The organism is Megalodesulfovibrio gigas DSM 1382 = ATCC 19364 (genome assembly GCF_000468495.1).
Lineage (GTDB): Bacteria > Desulfobacterota > Desulfovibrionia > Desulfovibrionales > Desulfovibrionaceae > Megalodesulfovibrio > Megalodesulfovibrio gigas.
In genome coordinates this window covers 1617098-1636653 of record NC_022444.1, presented here as the reverse complement: position 1 = coordinate 1636653, position 19556 = coordinate 1617098, and the positions used below count along the sequence as shown (strand labels likewise).

Here is a 19556-nt window from a genome sequence, read left to right as displayed (position 1 = left end):
GGGGGACAACCTTTCTGGAGAAAGGTTCTTCCCCCGAACCCCCTTTCCAAAGACTNAAGGAGTTCTCGGAGGAAGAACCTTTCTGAAGAAAGGTTCTTCCCCCGAACCCCCTTTCCAAAGACTTTTATTAGCAAAAACAAGCCAATAAAGAGTTTCGGAAGGGGGCGCCCGGTTGCGAAGGGGCAGGGAGAACCCTTTCCAAAAGGGATCCTCCTTCTTTGCGCCAACCTGTGACGTTGCGCGCCTCGTTCGAGAGCGCAACACCGGCTCGTTTTGTTCGCGCTGCACCCACTGCCATGCCACATGGGGTTGCATGGGCGCAGTCGTCCGCCTTGTCTTTCTGCCGACTCACCCCGGGACTGTTCGTGCCCGGGTTTTTTTTCGTCCAATGACTTTTGGGGGCAGCAATCTCTTGACGAAACACCACGACGTGATACTATGTAAGAAAGATTCCGAAGACGAACACCCAGCACCCATGCACTTGAGGAGGGCCACAATGCAACTCGACGCCTACAAGAACTGCCAGATCAACTGGGACCTGACGCCCGAGGAAGCCGTGACCCTGTACCTCGAATGGGGCAATAACAACTGGCACGGCAAGCACCCGCCTGTGCGCTCCAAGCACGATGTGGCCCACTATTTTGTGGTGGACACCTGGGGCGAAAAGCCCACCGTCCGGCTGGTGCGACGCAACAGTGAAGAAGCCGTGGACTTGGCCGCCCTGCCCCTGCCGGAAAATCTGGCCGGAGAATTCCGACACGAGACCGGCAGCCGAAAAGGCATCTACCACCCCACGGAACCCATCAAGGACTGGCTCAAGGGACAAATGCATCACTGAGCCGCCACGACATTGACCGTTCACAAAAAGTGTCTATGAGCAGGGAGCCCGCCTTGGGGCTCCCTTTTTCATGGCAGGAAACCGCAATGTTCTCCGCCCCCTCTCCCCTGCGTCCGGCCACGCTGGCAGATGCCGCTTTTCTGGCGACGGCAACCCTGGGCGCGTCGCGCTCGCACCTGCCTGCGGGGTATTTTGACCTGTTTTTCCCAGGTGACGATGCCTTCCGTCTGGCCCTGCTTGAGCAGGCGCAGCATACGACGCATCGCGGCTGGGGGCACTGGTCCGACTACCACATCCTGTCTCCGGCCGGTGCGATATGCGCCTGCCCGGCGGCGGCCCTGCCGGCGTTCCCGTTTCCCGTCGCCGCCTTGCACGAGGCCGCCACGCGCCTGGGATGGACAGCGGCCGAGGTGCAGGCCGCCCAGGCCCGCATTGACGACTATCTGTACAACATTGACGATCTGGAGATGGCAGGGGACGCCCGCACCTGGTTCGTACAGTTCCTGTACGTGGCGCCACAGTGGCGGCAGCGCGGCATTGCCCGCAGGCTGATGACCCATACCCTGCGAGAGGCCCGGGAAGCGGGAATGCGCCGCGTCGAACTGTTTACGGACACCGGCAACGCGCCGGCGGAACAGCTCTACGCCAGTCTGGGCTTTGCCTGCATCGGGGAATATCGCTACCAGCGTCTGCCGCCCGAGCAGGTGGCGCTGCTGGGGCCAGGCATGCGGCGCTGGATGCTGTCGCTTTAGAGCAAGTTATCTTTGAAAGGAGTTCTCGGGGGAAACCCTTTNAGAAAGGTTCTTCCGCCCTTCAAGAGCTGGCCCCCTTTCCAAAGACGTTTATTATACTTTCAGGCTACTATCAAAGTTTTGGAAGGGGAAAGCACGAGAGGGGAAGCCTTCTTAAAAAGGCTTCCCCTCTCGCAACGTCCTTTTCAAAGCTGGTTTACTCTAGAAGAACTTGTCCTGCAGCCCGAAGGGGTCCTTGAATTCCAGGGCAGGATCGAACCTGAGCTTCTTTTCGCCGCGGTTGTCCACGTACTTTTCGAGTTCCAGGTCAATGGACAGCGGCACGTCCACGCCGGCCTGGGCCAGCATCTGGCGCAGGATGCCTTCCGCCTTGGTGGAGAAGGCCACGGAATCGCCCAGAATGCGCATGCCTTCTGCCGGGTTGTGGAAGCCCACGGAGTTTTCCGCCCCCATGAACAGCTGGCGCAGGAAGCCTTCCATGTACAGGTCCTTGGCCTTGTCGTACATGTCCTGCTGCACCTGCACGCCTTCGGCCTGCTTGGCGTGGGTCAGCTCAAAGAGCTTGGCCACGGTGGCGCTGGCGTAGCCCGCGCGCAGCATCAGGGACACAGTACGGTCCTGGATGGAGAACACACGTTCGCGCAGCCAGTCCGTGCTTTCGGCGTGGCACTGGCGGCAGGCCTTCATGTCGCCCTGGACAGGACTCATGACGCGGTGGTCGCTGATCTTTTTCACACCCATGGTAGTGTAGGGCATGTGGCAGTCGGCACAGGAGGCGCCGGCCTTGAAGTGCGTGGAGCCCATGGTGAAGTATTCGAATTCAGGATGCCGCATGAAGGGCATGCCGAAGCCGGTGACACTCTGCTTCCATTCGATGACCGTAGGGTCGTTGCGGATCTGCTTGATGATGTTTTCCACGCTGATGTTGCCCCAGGTGCTGCCCTGCCAGGGGAAATACAGGGCCTCGGACTTCTTGTCCGCATCCTTGGGGATGTTGTACGTCACATGACACTGGGCGCAGATGGCGGAACGCATCTGCTGGCGGGTCAGCGTTTCCGCCGGCGCGCCAATTTCCTGCAGGGCCTTGGTCAGGGTGAAGCCACGGGAGACCTGCAGGGTCAGATCCTTGTTGTTGTGGCAATCGATGCATGCCACGCCAAGTTCCCGATCTTTTTCCGGAATCTGGGCGAGGACCTCGCTGAAGGGCTTGGCGTAATAGTCCTTGCCCATTTCCTTCTCAAGTCTGGCGGCATAGGGGGATTTGCAGGAAAGGCACACCCCGCCAGACTTCAGGCGGGAGGAGTCGATTTCCAGCTGATCGCGCACCATGTAGGCATGGCCGCGGGGTTCGTTGTATTCGATGCCGAAGCCCCAGCCGTTGAACAGCAGGGCCATGTAGGGGAACTGGGAGAGCTTGTCCACGGTCACCTGGCCGCCATCCATGCCGGTCTTGTACTTGCTGCGGCGGGTGTCCACGGGTTTTTCGGTGAGCTTCCAGGTTTCGTACTGCTCGGGGTAGGCCTTGCCCCAGACGGCGGGGTCGATTTCGCCATCGGGGATACGCACCGGCTGCACCATTTCCGGTTTGGGCGGCGCCTGGCAGGCCCACAACCCCAGCAGACACAGCACCGCCAGCCACATGCCGAATCGTTTCATCGTGCGTTGCATTCGCTGTCTCCTCCTCAGAAAGTTTCCCGCGCGCCGGCCCGCTTGTGCTGCAGCATGCGATGGCACTCCCAGCAGGGGCGTTCCTGGTCGATCATTTCCACCCGGCCTTCATGGCAGCGGATGCAGTTGTCCTGGACAAACTCTTTTCCATGGTCGGAAATTTCAATGAACTCCGGCACCTTGCCAGCGTTGAAGACATAGACGTCCTTCATGCCGTCAATGCCTTTCCAGGTGTAATACTTGATCTTGTTCTGGTGGGGCAGGTGGCAGTCCACGCACTTGATGGACCGGTGCGCGCCGGTGTGGAACCAGGCCTCGTACTGGGATTCCATCACGTGGCAGGAGGCGCAGAATTCCGGGCTCTCGGTCTTGGCCATGAGCCCGGGCGGGCCAAAGGCCAGAAACACCCCTCCCGCCGCGCCCAGGGTGAGGCTTGCGAGCATCACTTTCCACCAACTTCGTTTGGGGGGAGGACTGAGCTGGTTTTTCGTCATCGATGAGCGCCTCCTTTGTCGGCAGGGGGTGGAGGTGAATCGAAACAGACGACAGAGAAATTATCTATTCTTAATGTTTTGCCGATTCCTTGATGTAGGTCAAGAAACGCCGGGATAACAATATCCGCAATCCCATTTGCAGCCAGGTTGTTAGGCACGCAAAAAAGTGCACCCCGTAAAAAAACATGCCGCCCGGCAGGGCTGATCTTCATCGATCAACCCTGCCGGGCGGCGAATGGGGGGCGGAGGGGAACTTAGGGCATTTTAATTTTGAAAAAGGACATTGCGAGAGGGGAAGAACCTTTCTTTAGAAAGGTTTCCCCCCGAGAATTCCTTGCAAAGGCAACCTGCGCTAGTCCCCCAAGGCCTTCCTTTCCTTACACGACCTTGTTCAGCGCGTATTCGATGATGCCTTCCGCGCCCTTGGCCTTGAGTTCGGGGATGAGCGTGCGCACGGTGTGTTCTTCCACCACGATTTCCACGGACAGCCACTTGCTGTTGAACAGATGGGCCACGGTGGGGGAATTGAGGGCCGGCAGCACGGCCATCACGGCCTCCACCTTGTCTTCGGGGACGTTCATCTTCAGGCCCACGAGCTTTTCCGCCCGCAGCGCGCCTTCCAGCAGCATGACCAGCTGCTCGATCTTGGCCCGCTTCCAGGGGTCGGCCCAGGCGGTCTTGTTGGCGATGAACTTGGTGTTGGTGATGAGGATTTCGGAGATGATGCGCAGGCCGTGGGCCTTGATGGTGGTGCCGGTCTCGGTCACTTCCACGATGGCATCGGCCAGGCCTTCCACCACCTTGGCTTCGGTGGCGCCCCAGCTGAATTCCACATCCACATCAATGCCGGCCTGGGAGAAATACCGCTTGGTGAAGCCCACCAGCTCGGTGGCGATCTTCTTGCCCTGCAGGTCCTCGGGCCGCCTGAAGGGGGAATCTCCGGCCACGGCCAGCACCCAGCGGGCCGGACGATTGGAGGTCTTGGAGTACACCAGATCCGCCACCTCGATGACGTCGGACTCGTTCTCCAGAATCCAGTCCTTGCCCGTGAGGCCGCAATCCATGAGGCCGGATTCCACGTACCGGCTCATTTCCTGGGCGCGGCACATGGAGCAGACGATCTCGGCGTCATCCACCTCGGGGAAGTAGTTGCGATGCGCAGGGCGGATCTTCCAGCCGGACTTGGCGAACAGCGCGATGGTGGCGTCCTGCAGGGAGCCCTTGGGAATGCCGAGTTTGAGACGGTTCTCGCCGGCCATTATTTGTAGACCTCCTTGGGGTCGAAGACATAGGCGGAGCAGGTGCTGCAGGCTCCGTCCTTGAGTTCACGATAAAAACAGCTGCAGTAGCCTTCGTGGCAGGCAGCGCCGCCAATCTGGTCCACCAGCAGCAGCAGGGTGTCGTTGTCACAGTCGATGCGGATGGAGACGATCTTCTGCACATGGCCGGAGGTGCCGCCCTTGTGCCAGAGCTTTTTCCGGCTGCGGGACCAGTAATGCGCCTCGCCCGTCTCCAGGGTTTTGGCCCAGGCTTCCTCGTTCATGTACGCCAGCATGAGCACTTCGCCGGTCTTGTGATCCTGGGCGATTGCCGGCACCAGACCGCCCTGCTTGGCGAAATCGGGAGTGATGGATGTCGTGTCTGCCATTGCAATCCGTTCCTTGCAGAAAAAAACCGCCCGCCGATGCGGCAGGCGCAATTCTTTCACTTATCCCGATTTTTCCCGGGTCGCAAGCCGCTTCGAGTGGCATTTGCGGGGAGAATGTGTCGGCTGCGCGCCGAATCAGCCTTCCTGTGCCTTGAGCTGCCCGCAGGCAGCGGCGATATCCGCCCCCTTGGAGGCCCGGCGCAGCACAGTCATGCCCTTTTTCTGCAAAATGGCCATGAACTCCGCCACATCCGCTTCCTGCGGCGCAGCATACGGCGAGTCCACCCCCTGGGGCGGATTGTAGCAGATCAGGTTGATCTTGGGAGACGAGCCCTTGAAGTGCGCGAACAGCCGCACCAGTTCCCGGGCGTGCTGGGGCTGGTCGTTCACCCCGCCCAGGAGCACGTATTCCAGGGTAATGCGCTGCCGGGCCTTGAGGGGATACGCCTCCAGCAGGGCCAGCAACTCCTCCAGGGGCAGGGCCTTGGCTGCCCGCGGCATGAGCTGCTCCCGCAACGCCTGGGTGGGCGCATGCAGCGAGACGGCCAGGCTGCACAACCCCGTTTCCCCCAGCTCCACCAGCCCGCGTTTGATCCCCACCGTGGACACCGTGACGCGCCGGGTGGAAAAGTCCGGCCCCAGGGGATGCGTGAGGATATGCAGCGTATCCAGCAGGTTGTCATAATTGAGCAGGGGTTCTCCCATGCCCATGAAGACCAGATTGCGCAGGGGCAAGGCAATGCCGCGTTCGGCCAGCACCTGCCGGGCGGCCAGCACCTGCCCGGCCATCTCGCCGGCGGTCATGTTTCTGGTGAAGCCCAGGGTGCCCGTGGCGCAGAAGGTGCAGCCCATGGCGCAGCCCACCTGGGTGGAAAGGCACTGGGTGGTGTGATCCTTTTCCGGGATGAGCACGGTTTCCACGCGCTCGCCATCTTCCAGGGCCAGGAGCAGCTTGAGGGTGCCGTCCTTGCTGGCCTGGGTGGTGACGACCTCGGGCAGGGCGCAGGAGCATCCGGCCAGCAGTTTTTCCCGAAAGGCCTTGGACAGATTGGTCATGGCGGACACATCCACCACGCCTTTCTCCCAGATCCATTGAAACAACTGCTTGGCGCGAAACCCCGGCTCGCCCAGGCTGGCGCAATACTGCTCCAGGGCCGGCAGGGGGAGGGACAACAAAGACATCTTGACCATAATCGACCATACCCAAGAGGGGGCTCGGGGGAACTGCGTTCCCCCGAAAACATGTTGGTGCCCGCCCTACCCCAGCTTTTCCCTGGCCACGTATTGTTTCACGAACTCCACAGCCTCGGGCACGGATTGCACGTCCCCGCGGATCTGGGCCTGCAGCAGCTGATCGCGCAGCACGCCCACCTGCGGCCCGGGCTTCAGGCCGGTGAAATCCATGATTTCGTTGCCGTTGAGCAGCGGTTCCAGCATCTCTTCGGGCACATCGGCGCGTTCCAGGAGCTTCAGGTTGTGGTTAAAGCTCTTGTAGCTGCCGCGCATGGCCTTGAGACGGGCGCGGGCCATCTCGATGAGCCGGGGGTACTCGTCCAGGGCCTTGAAGCGGCGGATACCCTTGTCCGACAACATGTACGAAAACCGGTGATGGTGCCGGACCAGGTGGCAGATGAGATCCGTATCCTCGGGGGAAAAACGCAGGCGGGTGAGAATTTTGCGGGTAATCTTCGCGCCCACGTCCGCATACTGGGAGAAGTGCCACTCCCCGCCGGCCACCTGGGCGGTGTACAGCTTGCCCACGCCGTGGAACAGCAGGGCCATGCAGCCGAACCAGTCGTAGGGCAGCTCTTCGGGGTAGCAGCGCATGGCGTCGAAGGTGTGCTGCAGCACGGTCACTTCCTCGCCGCCGTCCTCGCTGGTCTGCTTCACGCGGGTCAGCGCCGCCACTTCGGGCATCAGGCCGTGGAGAATCTGGGCGTCGTACATCAGGGAGGCAAACAGGGAGAGATTCTCGGCCTCCACCTTGCGCCATTCATCCATGATGTCCGTGATGGAGACGTAATCCAGCACACGGCGGGCGCTGCGGACAATGGCCAGCCAGGTGTTGGGCTCGATGGGCAGATTGAAGTTGGCGGCAAAACGGATGGCCCGCACGGCAAGCAGGTAGTTGCGGCGCAGGGTTTCGTCGGGCATGCCGGCCAGCCGGATGACGCCGTCGGTCATGTCGGCAAAGCCCTCGTTGGGGTCCGCCACCCGGGGCAGCCAGGGGCAGGCCAGATCCAGGGCCGGCGCGCCAACGCTTTCCAACGCCTTGACGATGCGCGGCGTAATCCGGGCCACTGCGGCTTCCGGGTGGGCGCATTCGGCCATCTCTTCGGGATAAAACCGAAACCGCACGCCGCCCTGGTCCACGATGGCCGTGAGGTGATTTTCGTCCGGCGCCTGGGCTTCAGGCAAAATCTTGAGGAGATCGTCCAGACAGGCATCGGCCACAATATCCACTTCCTGGCGGCCGGTGAGGCGGATCACCTCTTCCTGCAGTTGCGGGTTGACCACATAGGCATCAAACCCGTTGCGGCAGATGGCCTTGCACAGGGACAAGGCGTCGCGGAAGGGAATGCTTTCGTGCAGCGAACCAGACATGCGCGTCTCCTTGCATGGTCGGGATACAATGTGGAAATGGGATCAGATGACGGCAACGCCGGCCAGATAATGCGCCACCACGCGCCCCCGCAGGGTCTCGCCCAGGCAGAGGGCGTTCTTGCCCTTGGAGTGCAGCGCCTCGGGGGTCACGGTCCAGACGGCGTCGGGATCGAACAGGACGATATCCGCCGGGTCCCCGGGGCGGAAACGGTTCACGCCCAGGCCGAAGCGCTCGCCCGGCCCGGTACTGGCCGCCATGACGAAACGTTCCTCGCCGATGACCCCTGCCCGCACCAGTTCCCAGCACTTGGCCAGGGCCGTATCCAGCCAGCTGATGCCGTTGGGGGCTTCCTCGAAGGGATGCTCCTTCTCGTGCATGGCATGGGGGGCGTGGTCCGTGGCCAGAAAATCGATGACGCCTTCATTGACGGCCTGGATGAGCGCCAGCCGGTCATCCTCCCCGCGCAACGGCGGGCTGACCTTGGCCAGGGTGTTGTACCCGCGCACGGCGTCTTGCGTATAGCACAGGTAATGCGGGCAGGTTTCGGCCGTCACATCCACGCCCTTGGCCTTGGCCCAGGCGATGAGCTCCACGGCCTCGCGGCAGCTCACGTGGGCGATGTGCACCGGCAACTTGAGGTAGCCGGCCAGCAGCACATCCCGGGCCACCTGGGCCGCCTCCCCGACGCTGGGCTGCCCCTTGAGCCCCATGCGCGCCGTGAGGGCGCTTTCATTCACGCCCGTGCCCGGGGCCAGGAAGGGGTCCTCGCAATGATCGATGACCATCTTCCCCAAGTCGGCGGCATATTCCATGGCCCGGCGAAAGCGTTCGCTGTCCAGCACGGGCAGGCCGTCGTTGGAAAAGGCCACGCAGCCGGCCTCGGCCAGTTCGGCCAGGGGCGCCATGTCCTGCCCCTTGAGGCCCATGGTCAACGCGCCGATGGGATGCAGCCAGGGGCCATTGGGGTGGGATTTTTTGGCCTGGCCGAGCATGAAGGCCGTCACCGCGCCGGCATCGTTCACCGGTTTGGTGTTGGCCATGCAGCAGATGCGGCCAAAGCCGCCATGGGCCGCGGCAGTCAGCCCGGTGGCGATGGTTTCCTTGTATTCCAGGCCGGGCTCGCGCAGGTGCACATGCACATCCACCAGACTGGGCAACAGCACCAGCCCGGCGGCGTCCCGCACCTGGGCGGCCTCGATGCAGCGAGCCGGATCATGCGCCAGCACATCCAGCACAACGCCGCCTTCCACCAGCACATCCACCGTCCGGCCCTGCAACGTGGCGCCGCGAATGAACAGATCGGCCATGATCAACCCTTGCGTGTAAGATGGAGGAAAAGCAGGGCCATGCGTACAGCCACGCCCGCGGCCACCTGATCCAGGATGCAGCTTTCCGGGGCGTCGGCCACGTCCGCGGCAATTTCCAGCCCGCGATTGATGGGGCCAGGGTGCAGCACCTGGGCATGCGCATTGGCCAGGGCCAGGCGCCCGGCGGTGAGGCAATATCTGGCGGCATATTCGCGCAGATCCGGCAGCAGGCCGGCCTGCTGGCGCTCCAGCTGCAGACGCAGGCACATCACGGCGTCCACACCGGCCACGGCATCTTCGACCCGATCGTAGACCGTGACCGGCCACGTCTCCACGCCGTAGGGCATGAGGGTGCGCGGGCCGCACAGCCGGACGTTCACGCCCATGAGATTGAGCAGAATGACATTGGACCGGGCCACGCGGCTGTGGGCGATATCCCCAAGAATACACAGGGTTTTGCCGGCCATCATGCCCCAGTGCTCGCGCAGGGTGTAGGCGTCCAGCAGGGCCTGGGTGGGGTGGGCGTGGCGGCCGTCCCCGGCATTGATGACCGAGCACTCCAGCCGGTTGGCCATGAACTCGGCAGCGCCATTCTGCTCGTGGCGGATGACGATGGCATCCGGCCGCATGGCCTGCAGGGTGAGGGCAGTATCCTTGAGACTTTCGCCCTTTTGCAGACTGGAGCCGGACTTGGCCAGGGAAAAGGTATCGGCCGAGAGGCGCTTGCCGGCCACATCAAAGGAAGTCTTGGTCCGCGTGCTGGGCTCGGCAAAAAACAGCACCACGCTGCGGCCCTTGAGGGTGGGGACTTTCTTGGTGGGACGGGTGTTGATTTCCTGGAAATAGTCGGCCGTGTCCAGGATCAGCAGGACATCTTCCAGGGAAAGCTGGGAGATGTCGAGGAGGTCCTTGTGGCGCCAGGACCGGGCGGTGTCGTGCTGCATGGGTGCAAGGCTCGCCGTGGCTGCAGGGTTCGTCAAAGCGGTGGATCACCCTACACTGCTTTGGTCCGGTTTCCAAGCGGCAGCCGGGGGCGACGCCAGGGAGAAGTGGGAGGAACGTGCCTAGGGCAAGTTATCTTTGAAAGAAGTTCTCGGGGGAAAACCTTACTAAAGAAAGGTTCTTCCCCCNTTTTGCAAAAAGGTTCTCCCCTCTCGCAATGTTCTTTTTCAAAAGTAAAATGCCCTACGCCGCCAGTAACCAGGCCGCCAGGACCGCCAGTTCCGACAGCAGCGCCGCGCTGCCCAGAAAATCGCCGTTCAGCCCGCCCTGTGCCCGGCCCAGGGCCAGCAGCCGCCAGCAGGGCACGGCGGCCAGGGCCAGCGCCAGCAGCAGGACGGTCCAGGCCTGCATCCCGGCCACCCCCAGCCACAGCAGGATTGTCCAACCCAGCACCCAGGCCAGCCGGGCCGCGGTGGCCTCGCGCAAAAACGTGCCGCCCAGGCCGGGCCGGGCCAGGGGACGCGCGACGCAGGCCAGGGCCACGATCATGCTTCGCCCGAGCATCGGCGCCAGCAGCAGGGCCACGCCCAGGCCCCGATCCAGGCATGCGCCGGCCAGGGCGGCCATGAGTCCCATGCCCAGCACCACGCCCATGACCCCGAACGCGCCCACGCGGCTATCCTTGCAGATCTCCCAAAATCGTTCCCCGCGAGCGCCGCTGCCCCAGGCGTCGGCGATGTCCGCCAGACCATCCCAGTGCAGGCCACGGGTGGCCCACCAGCCCAGGGCAGTGTACAGCCAGCCCTGCGCTGCGCCCAAGGCACTCAAATCCCACACCAAAAACAGCCCGGCCTGCACCAGGCCAAGCCCAAGGCCCATGCCAGGGAACCACGCCAAAGACGCGCCCACGGCTGCCTGGCTGAAGGCGCGCGCCGGCCCGAGACGGGACAAAAATCCCGCCCCGAAAGCCAGCCCTTCCAGGGACGCCCGCAGGTTCAGGCCGGACTCCCGGCAGCAAGGGTGAGGATATCCCCAGGATGCAGCCCCAGCTTCCGCGCAGCCGAGGCCCTGGACAAGGCCAGCTCCAGATACCCCTGGCTGCCGGCGAGCACGCCCAGCGGTGAGCCTTCGGCCAGCTCGGCATAAGTGTTCGCCAGGACCGCGGGATGCGCAACGCCGTCCGCCGTGTGCACCTCCAGCCGCGCCCAGGCAGCGAGAGTGCCGTGCCAGGAGTCCACCGGCGCATTGAGGATGCAGTTGCCGAAGCGATCCACATGCAGCACCCGCAGGACAAGGGCGCCGTCCTCGCGCTGCTCGGGATCCACACTGGCAAGGCGCACCACGTCTTCCAGACGCAGGGCCGCGCCGATGCCGGCGGGAGAATCGCCCTGCGCCAGCCGGGCGGCCAGGGGGGCGAAGAGATCCCGGGCATGAAAGGTCCGGCTGGCGGCGTGCAAGGCCTCGGCCGACGGCGTGAGGTCGAACACCGCGGCGTGGCCGGGCTCGTCCAGCAACTGGGTCAGAATGCCGTTATCCGGGGCGAGAAAGAGTCGGCCGTCCCGCGCCAGGCAGACGATGCGCCGGGCCGTGCCCACGCCGGGGTCCACCACCGCCACAAACACGGTGCCGCGCGGAAAATGATTCTGGCTCACCTGCAGAAAAAAGCCGGCCTGCTCCAGGCGAAAGGGGGTGCACTCGTGCGAGATGTCCACCAGTTGCACGTGGGGCGCACGCCGCAGGATGGCGCCTTTCATCTGGGCCACGTACGGATCGGCATGTCCAAAATCGGTCAGCAGGGCAATGACCGGCCGAATGGCCTCGGTGGCCAAACGACGACCTTTCCATTGTGCAGAAGCCGTCGCACCAGGGGTCTGGCTGACAGCGCCGGCGTCGGGAGGAGTGATGTGCTGGTTCACGAACTCTCCATACCTGACAGCGGGAGAGAACGGAACAGCCGCCTGCTGCCAGGATGCGCTATTTTTGCTGCGACAAGGTGATATTGAAGGCCACGGAATACAGGTGGTGGAAAAAGTCCACATATTCCAACACCACATGCTCGGGAACGGTGATGCGGGCCGGCGCAAAATTCAGGATGCCTTTGATGCCGGCTTCCACCAGATGGTTTGCCGCACGCTGGGCGCGCTCCGGCGGGGTGGTGATGATGCCGATTTCCACACCCAGTTCGTGGGACTTTTCCATGAGCCGCTTGGTGCACATCACTTCAAGGCCGGACACTTCCTCGCCGATCTTGAAGGGATCGCAATCGAACGCACCGATGACCTCAAAGCCGCGCAGCTTGAATTCCTTGTGGTTCAACAGGGCACGGCCCAGGTTGCCCACTCCCACCAGCACGGTTTTCCAGGTATGGTCGATGCCCAGACAGCGTTTGAGGGAGGCAATAAGGTCCTGAATGTAGTAGCCAACACCGCGGACGCCGAATTTGCCAAAGTAGGCGAGGTCCTTGCGAATCTGCGAGGGGTTCACATCGCAGGCCTTGGCGAGGCTTTCAGAAGAAATCACATCGGCACCTTCGCGCTGCAAATCCTCCAGCACTTGCACATACAGGGCAAGACGCTGGATGGTAGCGCGAGGAATGCTGTCGCTTTTAAGAGAGAAGAGGCGAGGATTTGGCACGTATTTTGTGAATATAGTAACAAATGAATGGGGGAAAAACGGGAGGCCGCGGTAAGCCGCGACCTCCCGAGTCATGTGCGTGACTTAGACGTAGGGGTTGGCCATGATCAGCAGGATGTTGATGACCAGGGCGTAAATGGCCAGGGATTCCACGAAGGCCAGGCCGAGGATCAGGGAGGTCATGATCTTGCCGCCGGCATCAGGATTGCGGGCGGTGCCTTCGAGGGCGGCCTTGAGGCCCATGCCCTGACCGATACCGCAGCCAGCAGCAGCGATGGCCATGCCAATACCAGCGGCGAACAGGGTCAGGCCCAGGGCGGGGGCGTCCAGCTTCACGCCACCATCAGCGGCGAAGGCAACGGCAGCCAGGGAGAGCATGGCCAGGGTGTTCAGCACGATCATGAGGGACTTGCGCATTTGAAAGCTCCTTGAACAGTATAGTGTTTCGGTCGTAAGACCATTTCCCCGATTGTAAAGACCCGACCTAGTGGGCGTGTTCCAGCGAGCCCTTGAGGTAGATCATGGTCAGCATGAAGAAGATGAAGGCCTGCAGCACCTTGCCAAGCAAGAAGAGGAAGTAGATCGGAATGGTGCCCAGGATGGGAGCCAGGATGAACATCAGCAGGATGGCAACTTCCTCACCGCGGATGTTGCCGAAAAGACGAAGCGTGAGGGAGACAGGCCGGGCCACGTGGGAGATGCACTCCAGCACCAGCATGAACGGCGCCATCACGGCCATGGGGCCCATGAAGTGCTTGATGTAGCCGGGACCCCAGCGCATGATGCCGATGGCGTTGTAGTACACGAACACGGTCAGCGCCATGGCGGCGTTGGTGTTCACGTTGGCCGTGGGGGCGTCGCAACCGGGCACCAGGCCCAGCAGGTTCTGGGTCAGAATGAAGATGAAGATGATGCACAGCGGGCCGAAGACCTTGCGGCCATCTTCACCCACGTTCTCCACCACGAAATTCTCCAAGCCCCCTACAACGGTCTCCATCACGTTCTGCAATCCGCTGGGGACCATCTTCAGCTTGCCGCGCAGCAGGATGGCGATGCCGAAGAGGATGGCCATGGCCACCCACGTGTAGAAGATGTGCGCGGCGCTTGAAACGCCAAGCGCCTTGGAAAGCGCACCATTCACGCCCGTAAGTTCCGCGAACAGTACCGGATGTGGCAATCCGCCGGCCATTTACGCCTCCTTCGAGTGTTGCGCGAGATATGATTCCACGCCCCAGATAAGGATGGTGGCGACCACAGTGGAAAGCCCCGCCAAAAGGGCCGCCAGGGAGATTTTACCAAAAACAAGCAACACAGCCAGCAAGACCCCGGTGAGGATCAACCGGCCGTAAAAGCGAACAATCGTGGACGCCACCAGCGGCCCCTGCACCCCGGATTCAAGCCGTCGGGCAATGGAGGTCGCCAGAAAATAAAAGTTTGCGGTGACGATGCCCACCCCGATGCCGAAATGCAGCAGCCAGGGATGAAAAATGCCGCCTGCCACACCCACGCCCATCGCCACCACCGCCAGCAGGCACTGCCGCGCGAGCAGCGCGCGCACGGAGGCGTTGCGGACCCCCCTGGCATACAGGTGGGCTTCGATGCGGTGCCGCAGCGCACGCCAGGGCTGCAGCAGGGTATCCAGGACAGTGGAACGGCTCATGATTCGTTTGATCGTGCCTTGTGTGGGGCGTGGTTGCCGGGAAGGGCCTCCCGGGTTTCGGATGCATCCTGCCCACATTCAGCTCCACAAATCTGTGAAACCATTTCGGATGCTTCCGAGCCTGCCTGCTGCTTGAGCAGCATGCGCAGCGCCTCGGCCGTTTCCGGATCGGCCTTGGCTTCTTGCAACTCGCGAATCAGTGCCTGTCGAAGGGCCTCTTCGTCAAGCACTTCGTCACTTTTTTCACCTGCCGGTGACGCGTTTTTTGGTTCACCTGGCAGGGAGACATCCGCACTCTCTGGCCGGGCTGGAGAATCTGACGCATCCGGCCCGCCTAGCCCGTCTGGTCCGTCAGGCCGCACCGGGGAGACGTAGGTCTTGGCGAAGTGCTCTTTCTTGAAGAACACCAGCCGCCCGCTGTCTGTTTCCGGGGGCGCCTCGCCCGCATCCTGCGCGGCGCGCACGGCGTCATCCTGTTTGCGCATGCGCTGGGCTTCGCGCCACATGTTGCGGAATCCCTCCACAATGCCCATGCCAAGGAACACAATCATCAGCCACGGCTTGGTGCCCAGCCACTTGTCCAGGAACCAGCCCATGGCCAACCCCACCGCAGTGGAGCTTACCATATGCAGCCCCAAGAGGCCTGCATTGGAACTCACCCCGGCCAATACCTGCAGCGGCCCGCCCTCTTTTTTGGACGGCGCAGCTCCGGTGCCCTGGGATCGCGAGTCGTGTTCGGCCATCATCCTTCCTGCAGTGCTGCCGGCAGACCCTCAGATCGCCACGTGCATTCCTTCACAAGTGAATTGGCTCTAGCACGGACCTTGCCGCGCGTCAACGCCAGGAGGCTGCTTTCTTTGAAGCCGGCGAGGGAGCCGCAAGGCAGGGAAATTCCCCGGTTCAGCCTACAAAACCGTAATCTCGCGGCAATGTCCCGGCAAGGTTCGGCGGGGTATTGCTTGCATCACCCTGGCGGCTGCTTCCCCCTGCCGCCACGCTCACCACCCCCCCCTCCTCGACAAACCCCTCGCGTTCTGCGGGGGGTTTGTCGTTTAGCGCATTTTGCTTTTGAAAACGAACGTTGCGAGAGGGGAAACCTTTTTGCAAAAGATTCTCCCCTCTCGCGCTCTCNAAGAACCTTTCTTTAGAACGGTTTTCCCCCGAGAACTCTTTTCAAAAACAACGTGCGCTAGTCCGGCGTTTTTTGCGACTGCACAACAACAGGCCCCGCCAGGCAATTGCCTGACGGGGCGCGTTCGGTCGGTCGAATCCGGTCGTGCCGGTTACGCAGCGGATCCCAGGATGGCCTTGATGTCTTCATCCGGGGTGGAGATGGGCATGATGTTGAACTGTTCCACCAGGAAGTTCAGCACATTGGGCGTGAGGAACGCCGGCAGGGTCGGCCCAAGGCGGATGTTCTTGATGCCCAGGGAGAGCAGCGTGAGCAGGATGGCCACGGCCTTTTGCTCGTACCAGGAAAGGACCATGGACAGGGGCAGATCGTTCACGCCACAGTTGAAGGCCCCGGCCAGGGCCACGGCGATCTGGATGGCGGAGTAGGCGTCGTTGCACTGGCCCACGTCCAGCAGGCGGGGGATGCCGTCGATATCGCCCAATTGCTTGTCAAAGAAGCGGAACTTGCCGCAGGCCAGGGTCAGCACCACGGTATCCTGGGGCAGTTTTTCCACGAATTCCGTGTAGTAGTTGCGGCCGGGCTTGGCGCCGTCGCAGCCGGCCACCAGGAAGAAGTGCTTGATGGCGCCGCTCTTCACGGCGTCGATCACCTTGTCCGCCACGCCCAGCACGGCGTTGCGGGCAAAGCCGGTCAGCACGGCGCCCTTGTCCAGGTCGTCAGTGAAGCCGGGCATGGCCAGGGCCTTTTCGATGACTGCGGAGAAGTCGCCGTTGGGCACATGGGTGGCGCCGGGCCAGCCCACCAGACCGGTGGTGAAGATGTGGTCCATGTACGTGGCGGCCGGCTTCTGGATGCAGTTGGTGGTCATCAGAATGGCGCCGGGGAACTCGGCGAATTCGCGCTGCTGGTTCTGCCAGGCCGTGCCGAAATGGCCATAAAAATGCTTGAATTCCTTCAACTTCGGGTACCCGTGGCACGGCAGCATCTCGCCATGGGTGTAGATGTCGATGCCCTTGCCTTCGGTGGCCTGGAGCAGGTTGTACAGGTCGTGCAGATCATGGCCGGAGACCAGGATACACTTGTTCTTGCGGTGGCCCAGGGGCACGCTCACCGGGGTGGGATGCCCGTAGGCGCCGGTATTGGCGGCGTCCAGCAATTCCATGGCCTTGAGGTTGGCCTGGCCGCATTCCATGGCCATGTTCACCCAGAAGCCCAGGTCCTTGTCCGTGGTCAGGGATTCGGACAGGGCCTTCTCGATGTAGGCGTACACGGCGTCGTCCTGCTGGCCCAGGATGTAGGCGTGGTCGGCATAGGCGGCAACGCCCTTGATGCCGTAAATGCAGGTCTGCTTGAGGGATTCGATATCCGGATTAGGATCGCGGTGATCGGGGATGGCCTGGCCTTCGCCCTGCTTCACCAGATCCTCAAGCGAGACGGCGGGCTGGAAGTCCGCGGGACCGGCGGGGAAGCTCACGCCGGGATTCTTGGCCTTGATGGCGATCTTGAGGGCCTCGCGCTTGGCCACCAGCTCGTTCAGCTGCACCTGGAAGCGCTGGGGATCGAAGTTCACGTTGGTCAGGGTGGAGAACATCGCCGCGACCATGAAGGGGCCCACCGCGGGATCCACCACGCCGGCTTCGCGGCCCGCGCTCGCCACCTGGGCCAGACCCTTGAGGGCATACACCGTCAGATCCTGCAGGGCGGCCACGTCGGCCTTTTTGCCGCAAACGCCCATGGTGGTGCAGGCCTGGCTCTTGTTCGTCTGTTCGCACTGGTAGCAAAACATGAAGTCTCCTCCTTGTGTCGCGCCCTGCCCCTTCGGAACGAAGCAGCCGACGCGGCGTGTTGTCGTGCATGAGTCACAACTATCCCGCCTGTTGACTTCCTGCCTTGACACATATCAAAAAGCGTGGACTTTTTCTTCCCTCTGATGTCAAAACAGGCCCATTGGACATTACATATTGGAAAGGATTCATTCCATGGAGCTCATGCGTGCGGTGGGCGGCACGTCCCTTTTCCAGGGACTCGCCCCCAAGCAGCTGGAACGACTGGCGAACATTGCCACCTCCCGTCAGGTGGACAAAGGGCAGATCATCTTCACCACCGGCGAGGAGGCCAAGGGCTTTTACAGCGTGGCCACCGGCAAGGTGCGCATTTTCCGCGCCGTGCCCTCGGGCAAGGAGCATGTGCTGCACGTATTCGGCCCGGGCGAGGCCTTCGGCGAGGTGGCCGTCTTCAAAGACATGCGGTTCCCCGCCACGGCCCAGGCCCTGGAGAACTCCCGCCTGCTCTTTTACCCCCGTCTGGCCTTCGTGAACACCCTCAAGGACGATCCGGACCTGGCCATGCAGATGCTCGCCCTGCTCTCCGAGCGGCTGAAGTTCTTCGTCAAGAAAATCGAAGATCTGAGCCTGAAAGAACTGCCCAGCCGCCTGGCCGGGCACTTTCTGGTGCTGGCCGGCTCCCACCACAAGGACACCTTCAGCCTGGACATGCCCAAAAGCCAGCTGGCCGCCTACCTGGGCGCGCTGCCGGAAACCCTCTCCCGGGCCCTGCGAGACATGCAGGACCGGGAACTGATCCTCGTGGACGGCCGGACCATCACCCTGAAGGATAGAGAGACGCTGGAGTTGCTGGCCCGGGGCGAGCTGTAGGGAGAGCGCAGAAAGACGAAAAGAGAAGAGAAGAGAAGAGAAGAAAAATTTGGGGGAACTGAGTCCCCCCGGCCCCCCTCCGGTGGGGGGGGCGGCATTGCCGCCCCCTACCCTCACGCAAATCGCAGATCCCGCTCCATCAGATCAATCAGCTTCCGGTGCCCGGCCGGGAAGGCGTAGTGGGCCAGGTCGCGCAGGGTCACCCAGCGGGCGTCCTGGGCGGCGGTGAGCTGCGGGGCGGGGATGTCTTCCGCGGCGGGATCAATCTCCAGCCGGCAGGCAAAGCAGTGCAGGGCCACCTTGTAGGTGGTGTACCCGTGGCGGACGAGGGCGATTTTATCCGTCACGGCCACGGGATAGCCCGTCTCTTCCAGCAGTTCTCGCACCACGGCCTGATGTGGCGTTTCCTCGGGTTCGATGCGGCCGCCGGGAAATTCCCACAGCCCGCCCCAGGCGCCATGCGGCAGCCGCTTCTGGATGAAGATGCGGCCGCGATGCACCAGCACGCCCGTGGCCACTTCCAGGGGGATGATGGCCTTGGCCTGGGTCGGCACGGGACGTTCTTCCACGATATTGAGGCGATGCGCCTCGCAGTGCCCGGTCAGGGGACAGGCCGAACAGCGCGGATTCTTGCCGCAGACCAGCGCGCCCAGTTCCATGAGGGCCTGGTTGAAATCCCGGGCATGGCCGGGGGGGATGATGGCCGCGGCCGTCTCCCACAAAAAGGCCTGAGTCTCGCGGGAGGCGATGGGCTCATCCAGGTCGAAGAGCCGGGCAAAGAGCCGGGCCACGTTGGCATCCACAATGGGCACGGGCAGGTTGAAGGCCTGGCTGAGCACGGCGCCGGCCGTATAACGGCCCACACCGGGCAGGGCGCGCACGGCGTCCAGATCCTGCGGAATCTCCCCGCCGTACTGCGCCGTCAGCGCCTGGGCCGCGGCTTGCAGGTTGCGGGCCCGGGCGTAGTAGCCCAGCCCCTCCCAGGCCTTGAGGACCTCTTCCTCAGAGGCCGCCGCCAGGGCGGTGGGGGAAGGAAAGCGGTCCAGAAACACCGGCAGCCGCGCCGCCACGCGGTCCAGTTGGGTCTGCTGGCCCATGATTTCGGCCACCAGCACATGCCAGGGATGGTATTCGGTGCGCCAGGGAAGCGGACGCTGGTTGACGGCGAACCAGTCCAGCAGGGCGCGTTGCATGGAGTTCATCCGGTCCCCTTACCGCG

General features: G+C 62.6%; 20 protein-coding genes. 3 read left to right on the top strand and 17 right to left on the bottom strand.

The window, feature by feature from the left end; translation table 11 throughout:
* The first annotated feature begins 496 nt into the window (after window positions 1-496).
* Both DGI_RS07155 and DGI_RS07150 read left to right on the top strand, forming a co-directional pair.
* Window positions 497-838 carry a DVU0772 family protein gene (locus DGI_RS07155; protein WP_021760181.1) on the top strand — a complete coding sequence of 114 codons (342 nt, stop codon included), beginning with the start codon at window positions 497-499 and terminating at the stop codon, window positions 836-838.
* Window positions 839-924: 86 nt separating this feature from the next.
* The gene (locus DGI_RS07150) at window positions 925-1590 is read left to right on the top strand and encodes a GNAT family N-acetyltransferase (protein ID WP_021760180.1); all 666 of its coding nucleotides are present in this window, start codon (window positions 925-927) and stop codon (window positions 1588-1590) included.
* Between the two features lie 201 nt (window positions 1591-1791).
* Here DGI_RS07150 and DGI_RS07145 read toward each other — a convergent pair whose 3' ends face one another.
* The 16 genes from DGI_RS07145 to hcp all read right to left on the bottom strand — a co-directional run bounded on the left by DGI_RS07145 (window position 1792) and on the right by hcp (window position 17469).
* Window positions 1792-3258, bottom strand: coding sequence for an ammonia-forming cytochrome c nitrite reductase subunit c552 (locus tag DGI_RS07145; protein WP_021760178.1), 1467 nt, complete (start codon window positions 3256-3258; stop codon window positions 1792-1794).
* A gap of 14 nt (window positions 3259-3272) precedes the next feature.
* On the bottom strand, window positions 3273-3701 hold the full coding sequence (gene nrfH / locus DGI_RS07140; protein WP_034606889.1) for a cytochrome c nitrite reductase small subunit: 429 nt from the start codon (window positions 3699-3701) through the stop codon (window positions 3273-3275).
* A gap of 428 nt (window positions 3702-4129) precedes the next feature.
* Window positions 4130-5011 carry an ATP phosphoribosyltransferase gene (gene hisG / locus DGI_RS07135; protein ID WP_021760174.1) on the bottom strand — a complete coding sequence of 294 codons (882 nt, stop codon included), beginning with the start codon at window positions 5009-5011 and terminating at the stop codon, window positions 4130-4132.
* On the bottom strand, window positions 5011-5400 hold the full coding sequence (gene hisI / locus DGI_RS07130) for a phosphoribosyl-AMP cyclohydrolase (protein WP_021760172.1): 390 nt from the start codon (window positions 5398-5400) through the stop codon (window positions 5011-5013). Before hisI ends, hisG begins: the two co-directional genes overlap by 1 nt.
* A 135-nt stretch (window positions 5401-5535) precedes the next feature.
* Window positions 5536-6582 (bottom strand): 23S rRNA (adenine(2503)-C(2))-methyltransferase RlmN, encoded by a 1047-nt coding sequence (gene rlmN, locus DGI_RS07125; RefSeq protein WP_144284139.1) that lies wholly within the window; start codon window positions 6580-6582, stop codon window positions 5536-5538.
* Between the two features lie 75 nt (window positions 6583-6657).
* Window positions 6658-8004, bottom strand: a complete 1347-nt coding sequence (locus DGI_RS07120) for a tRNA nucleotidyltransferase/poly(A) polymerase family protein (protein WP_021760168.1) — start codon at window positions 8002-8004, stop codon at window positions 6658-6660.
* A gap of 42 nt (window positions 8005-8046) precedes the next feature.
* Entirely contained in the window at window positions 8047-9312 is a 1266-nt protein-coding gene (locus DGI_RS07115) for a dihydroorotase (protein WP_021760166.1), read from the bottom strand.
* A gap of 2 nt (window positions 9313-9314) precedes the next feature.
* Entirely contained in the window at window positions 9315-10256 is a 942-nt protein-coding gene (locus tag DGI_RS07110) for an aspartate carbamoyltransferase catalytic subunit (protein ID WP_021760165.1), read from the bottom strand.
* Between the two features lie 241 nt (window positions 10257-10497).
* Window positions 10498-11205: an adenosylcobinamide-GDP ribazoletransferase gene (locus DGI_RS07105; protein ID WP_021760163.1), complete on the bottom strand. Its 708-nt coding sequence runs from the start codon at window positions 11203-11205 to the stop codon at window positions 10498-10500.
* Between the two features lie 44 nt (window positions 11206-11249).
* Window positions 11250-12170, bottom strand: a complete 921-nt coding sequence (locus DGI_RS07100) for an SAM hydrolase/SAM-dependent halogenase family protein (protein ID WP_235619900.1) — start codon at window positions 12168-12170, stop codon at window positions 11250-11252.
* A gap of 58 nt (window positions 12171-12228) precedes the next feature.
* Window positions 12229-12888, bottom strand: a complete 660-nt coding sequence (locus tag DGI_RS07095; RefSeq protein ID WP_021760159.1) for a redox-sensing transcriptional repressor Rex — start codon at window positions 12886-12888, stop codon at window positions 12229-12231.
* 84 nt (window positions 12889-12972) lie between these two features.
* Window positions 12973-13305: an ATP synthase F0 subunit C gene (gene atpE / locus DGI_RS07090; protein ID WP_021760157.1), complete on the bottom strand. Its 333-nt coding sequence runs from the start codon at window positions 13303-13305 to the stop codon at window positions 12973-12975.
* Between the two features lie 67 nt (window positions 13306-13372).
* On the bottom strand, window positions 13373-14077 hold the full coding sequence (gene atpB / locus DGI_RS07085; RefSeq protein WP_021760155.1) for a F0F1 ATP synthase subunit A: 705 nt from the start codon (window positions 14075-14077) through the stop codon (window positions 13373-13375).
* Window positions 14078-14548, bottom strand: coding sequence for an ATP synthase subunit I (locus tag DGI_RS07080; RefSeq protein WP_021760152.1), 471 nt, complete (start codon window positions 14546-14548; stop codon window positions 14078-14080).
* Window positions 14545-15294: an AtpZ/AtpI family protein gene (locus DGI_RS19515; protein ID WP_327022670.1), complete on the bottom strand. Its 750-nt coding sequence runs from the start codon at window positions 15292-15294 to the stop codon at window positions 14545-14547. Before DGI_RS19515 ends, DGI_RS07080 begins: the two co-directional genes overlap by 4 nt.
* 537 nt (window positions 15295-15831) lie before the next feature.
* Complete coding sequence (hcp, locus tag DGI_RS07070; RefSeq protein ID WP_021760146.1) at window positions 15832-17469, bottom strand: hydroxylamine reductase; 1638 nt, start codon at window positions 17467-17469, stop codon at window positions 15832-15834.
* A gap of 193 nt (window positions 17470-17662) precedes the next feature.
* Here hcp and DGI_RS07065 point away from each other — a divergent pair, with 193 nt between their 5' ends.
* Entirely contained in the window at window positions 17663-18337 is a 675-nt protein-coding gene (locus DGI_RS07065) for a Crp/Fnr family transcriptional regulator (RefSeq protein WP_021760145.1), read from the top strand.
* Window positions 18338-18450: 113 nt separating this feature from the next.
* Here DGI_RS07065 and DGI_RS07060 read toward each other — a convergent pair whose 3' ends face one another.
* Complete coding sequence (locus DGI_RS07060; RefSeq protein ID WP_027192830.1) at window positions 18451-19539, bottom strand: A/G-specific adenine glycosylase; 1089 nt, start codon at window positions 19537-19539, stop codon at window positions 18451-18453.
* Window positions 19540-19556: the final 17 nt, after the last annotated feature.

What these genes read in the sequence shown, in the direction of transcription:
- atpB (WP_021760155.1), bottom strand. Translation starts at nt 14,077, where the DNA reads ATGGCCGGCGGATTGCCACATCCGGTACTGTTCGCGGAACTTACGGGC.
- DGI_RS07155 (WP_021760181.1), top strand. Translation starts at nt 497, where the DNA reads ATGCAACTCGACGCCTACAAGAACTGCCAGATCAACTGGGACCTGACG.
- DGI_RS07120 (WP_021760168.1), bottom strand. Translation starts at nt 8,004, where the DNA reads ATGTCTGGTTCGCTGCACGAAAGCATTCCCTTCCGCGACGCCTTGTCC.
- nrfH (WP_034606889.1), bottom strand. Translation starts at nt 3,701, where the DNA reads ATGCTCGCAAGCCTCACCCTGGGCGCGGCGGGAGGGGTGTTTCTGGCC.
- DGI_RS07150 (WP_021760180.1), top strand. Translation starts at nt 925, where the DNA reads ATGTTCTCCGCCCCCTCTCCCCTGCGTCCGGCCACGCTGGCAGATGCC.
- hisI (WP_021760172.1), bottom strand. Translation starts at nt 5,400, where the DNA reads ATGGCAGACACGACATCCATCACTCCCGATTTCGCCAAGCAGGGCGGT.
- DGI_RS07145 (WP_021760178.1), bottom strand. Translation starts at nt 3,258, where the DNA reads ATGCAACGCACGATGAAACGATTCGGCATGTGGCTGGCGGTGCTGTGT.
- rlmN (WP_144284139.1), bottom strand. Translation starts at nt 6,582, where the DNA reads ATGTCTTTGTTGTCCCTCCCCCTGCCGGCCCTGGAGCAGTATTGCGCC.
- DGI_RS07065 (WP_021760145.1), top strand. Translation starts at nt 17,663, where the DNA reads ATGGAGCTCATGCGTGCGGTGGGCGGCACGTCCCTTTTCCAGGGACTC.
- DGI_RS07110 (WP_021760165.1), bottom strand. Translation starts at nt 10,256, where the DNA reads ATGCAGCACGACACCGCCCGGTCCTGGCGCCACAAGGACCTCCTCGAC.
- DGI_RS07115 (WP_021760166.1), bottom strand. Translation starts at nt 9,312, where the DNA reads ATGGCCGATCTGTTCATTCGCGGCGCCACGTTGCAGGGCCGGACGGTG.
- hcp (WP_021760146.1), bottom strand. Translation starts at nt 17,469, where the DNA reads ATGTTTTGCTACCAGTGCGAACAGACGAACAAGAGCCAGGCCTGCACC.
- DGI_RS07080 (WP_021760152.1), bottom strand. Translation starts at nt 14,548, where the DNA reads ATGAGCCGTTCCACTGTCCTGGATACCCTGCTGCAGCCCTGGCGTGCG.
- atpE (WP_021760157.1), bottom strand. Translation starts at nt 13,305, where the DNA reads ATGCGCAAGTCCCTCATGATCGTGCTGAACACCCTGGCCATGCTCTCC.
- DGI_RS19515 (WP_327022670.1), bottom strand. Translation starts at nt 15,294, where the DNA reads ATGATGGCCGAACACGACTCGCGATCCCAGGGCACCGGAGCTGCGCCG.
- DGI_RS07060 (WP_027192830.1), bottom strand. Translation starts at nt 19,539, where the DNA reads ATGAACTCCATGCAACGCGCCCTGCTGGACTGGTTCGCCGTCAACCAG.
- hisG (WP_021760174.1), bottom strand. Translation starts at nt 5,011, where the DNA reads ATGGCCGGCGAGAACCGTCTCAAACTCGGCATTCCCAAGGGCTCCCTG.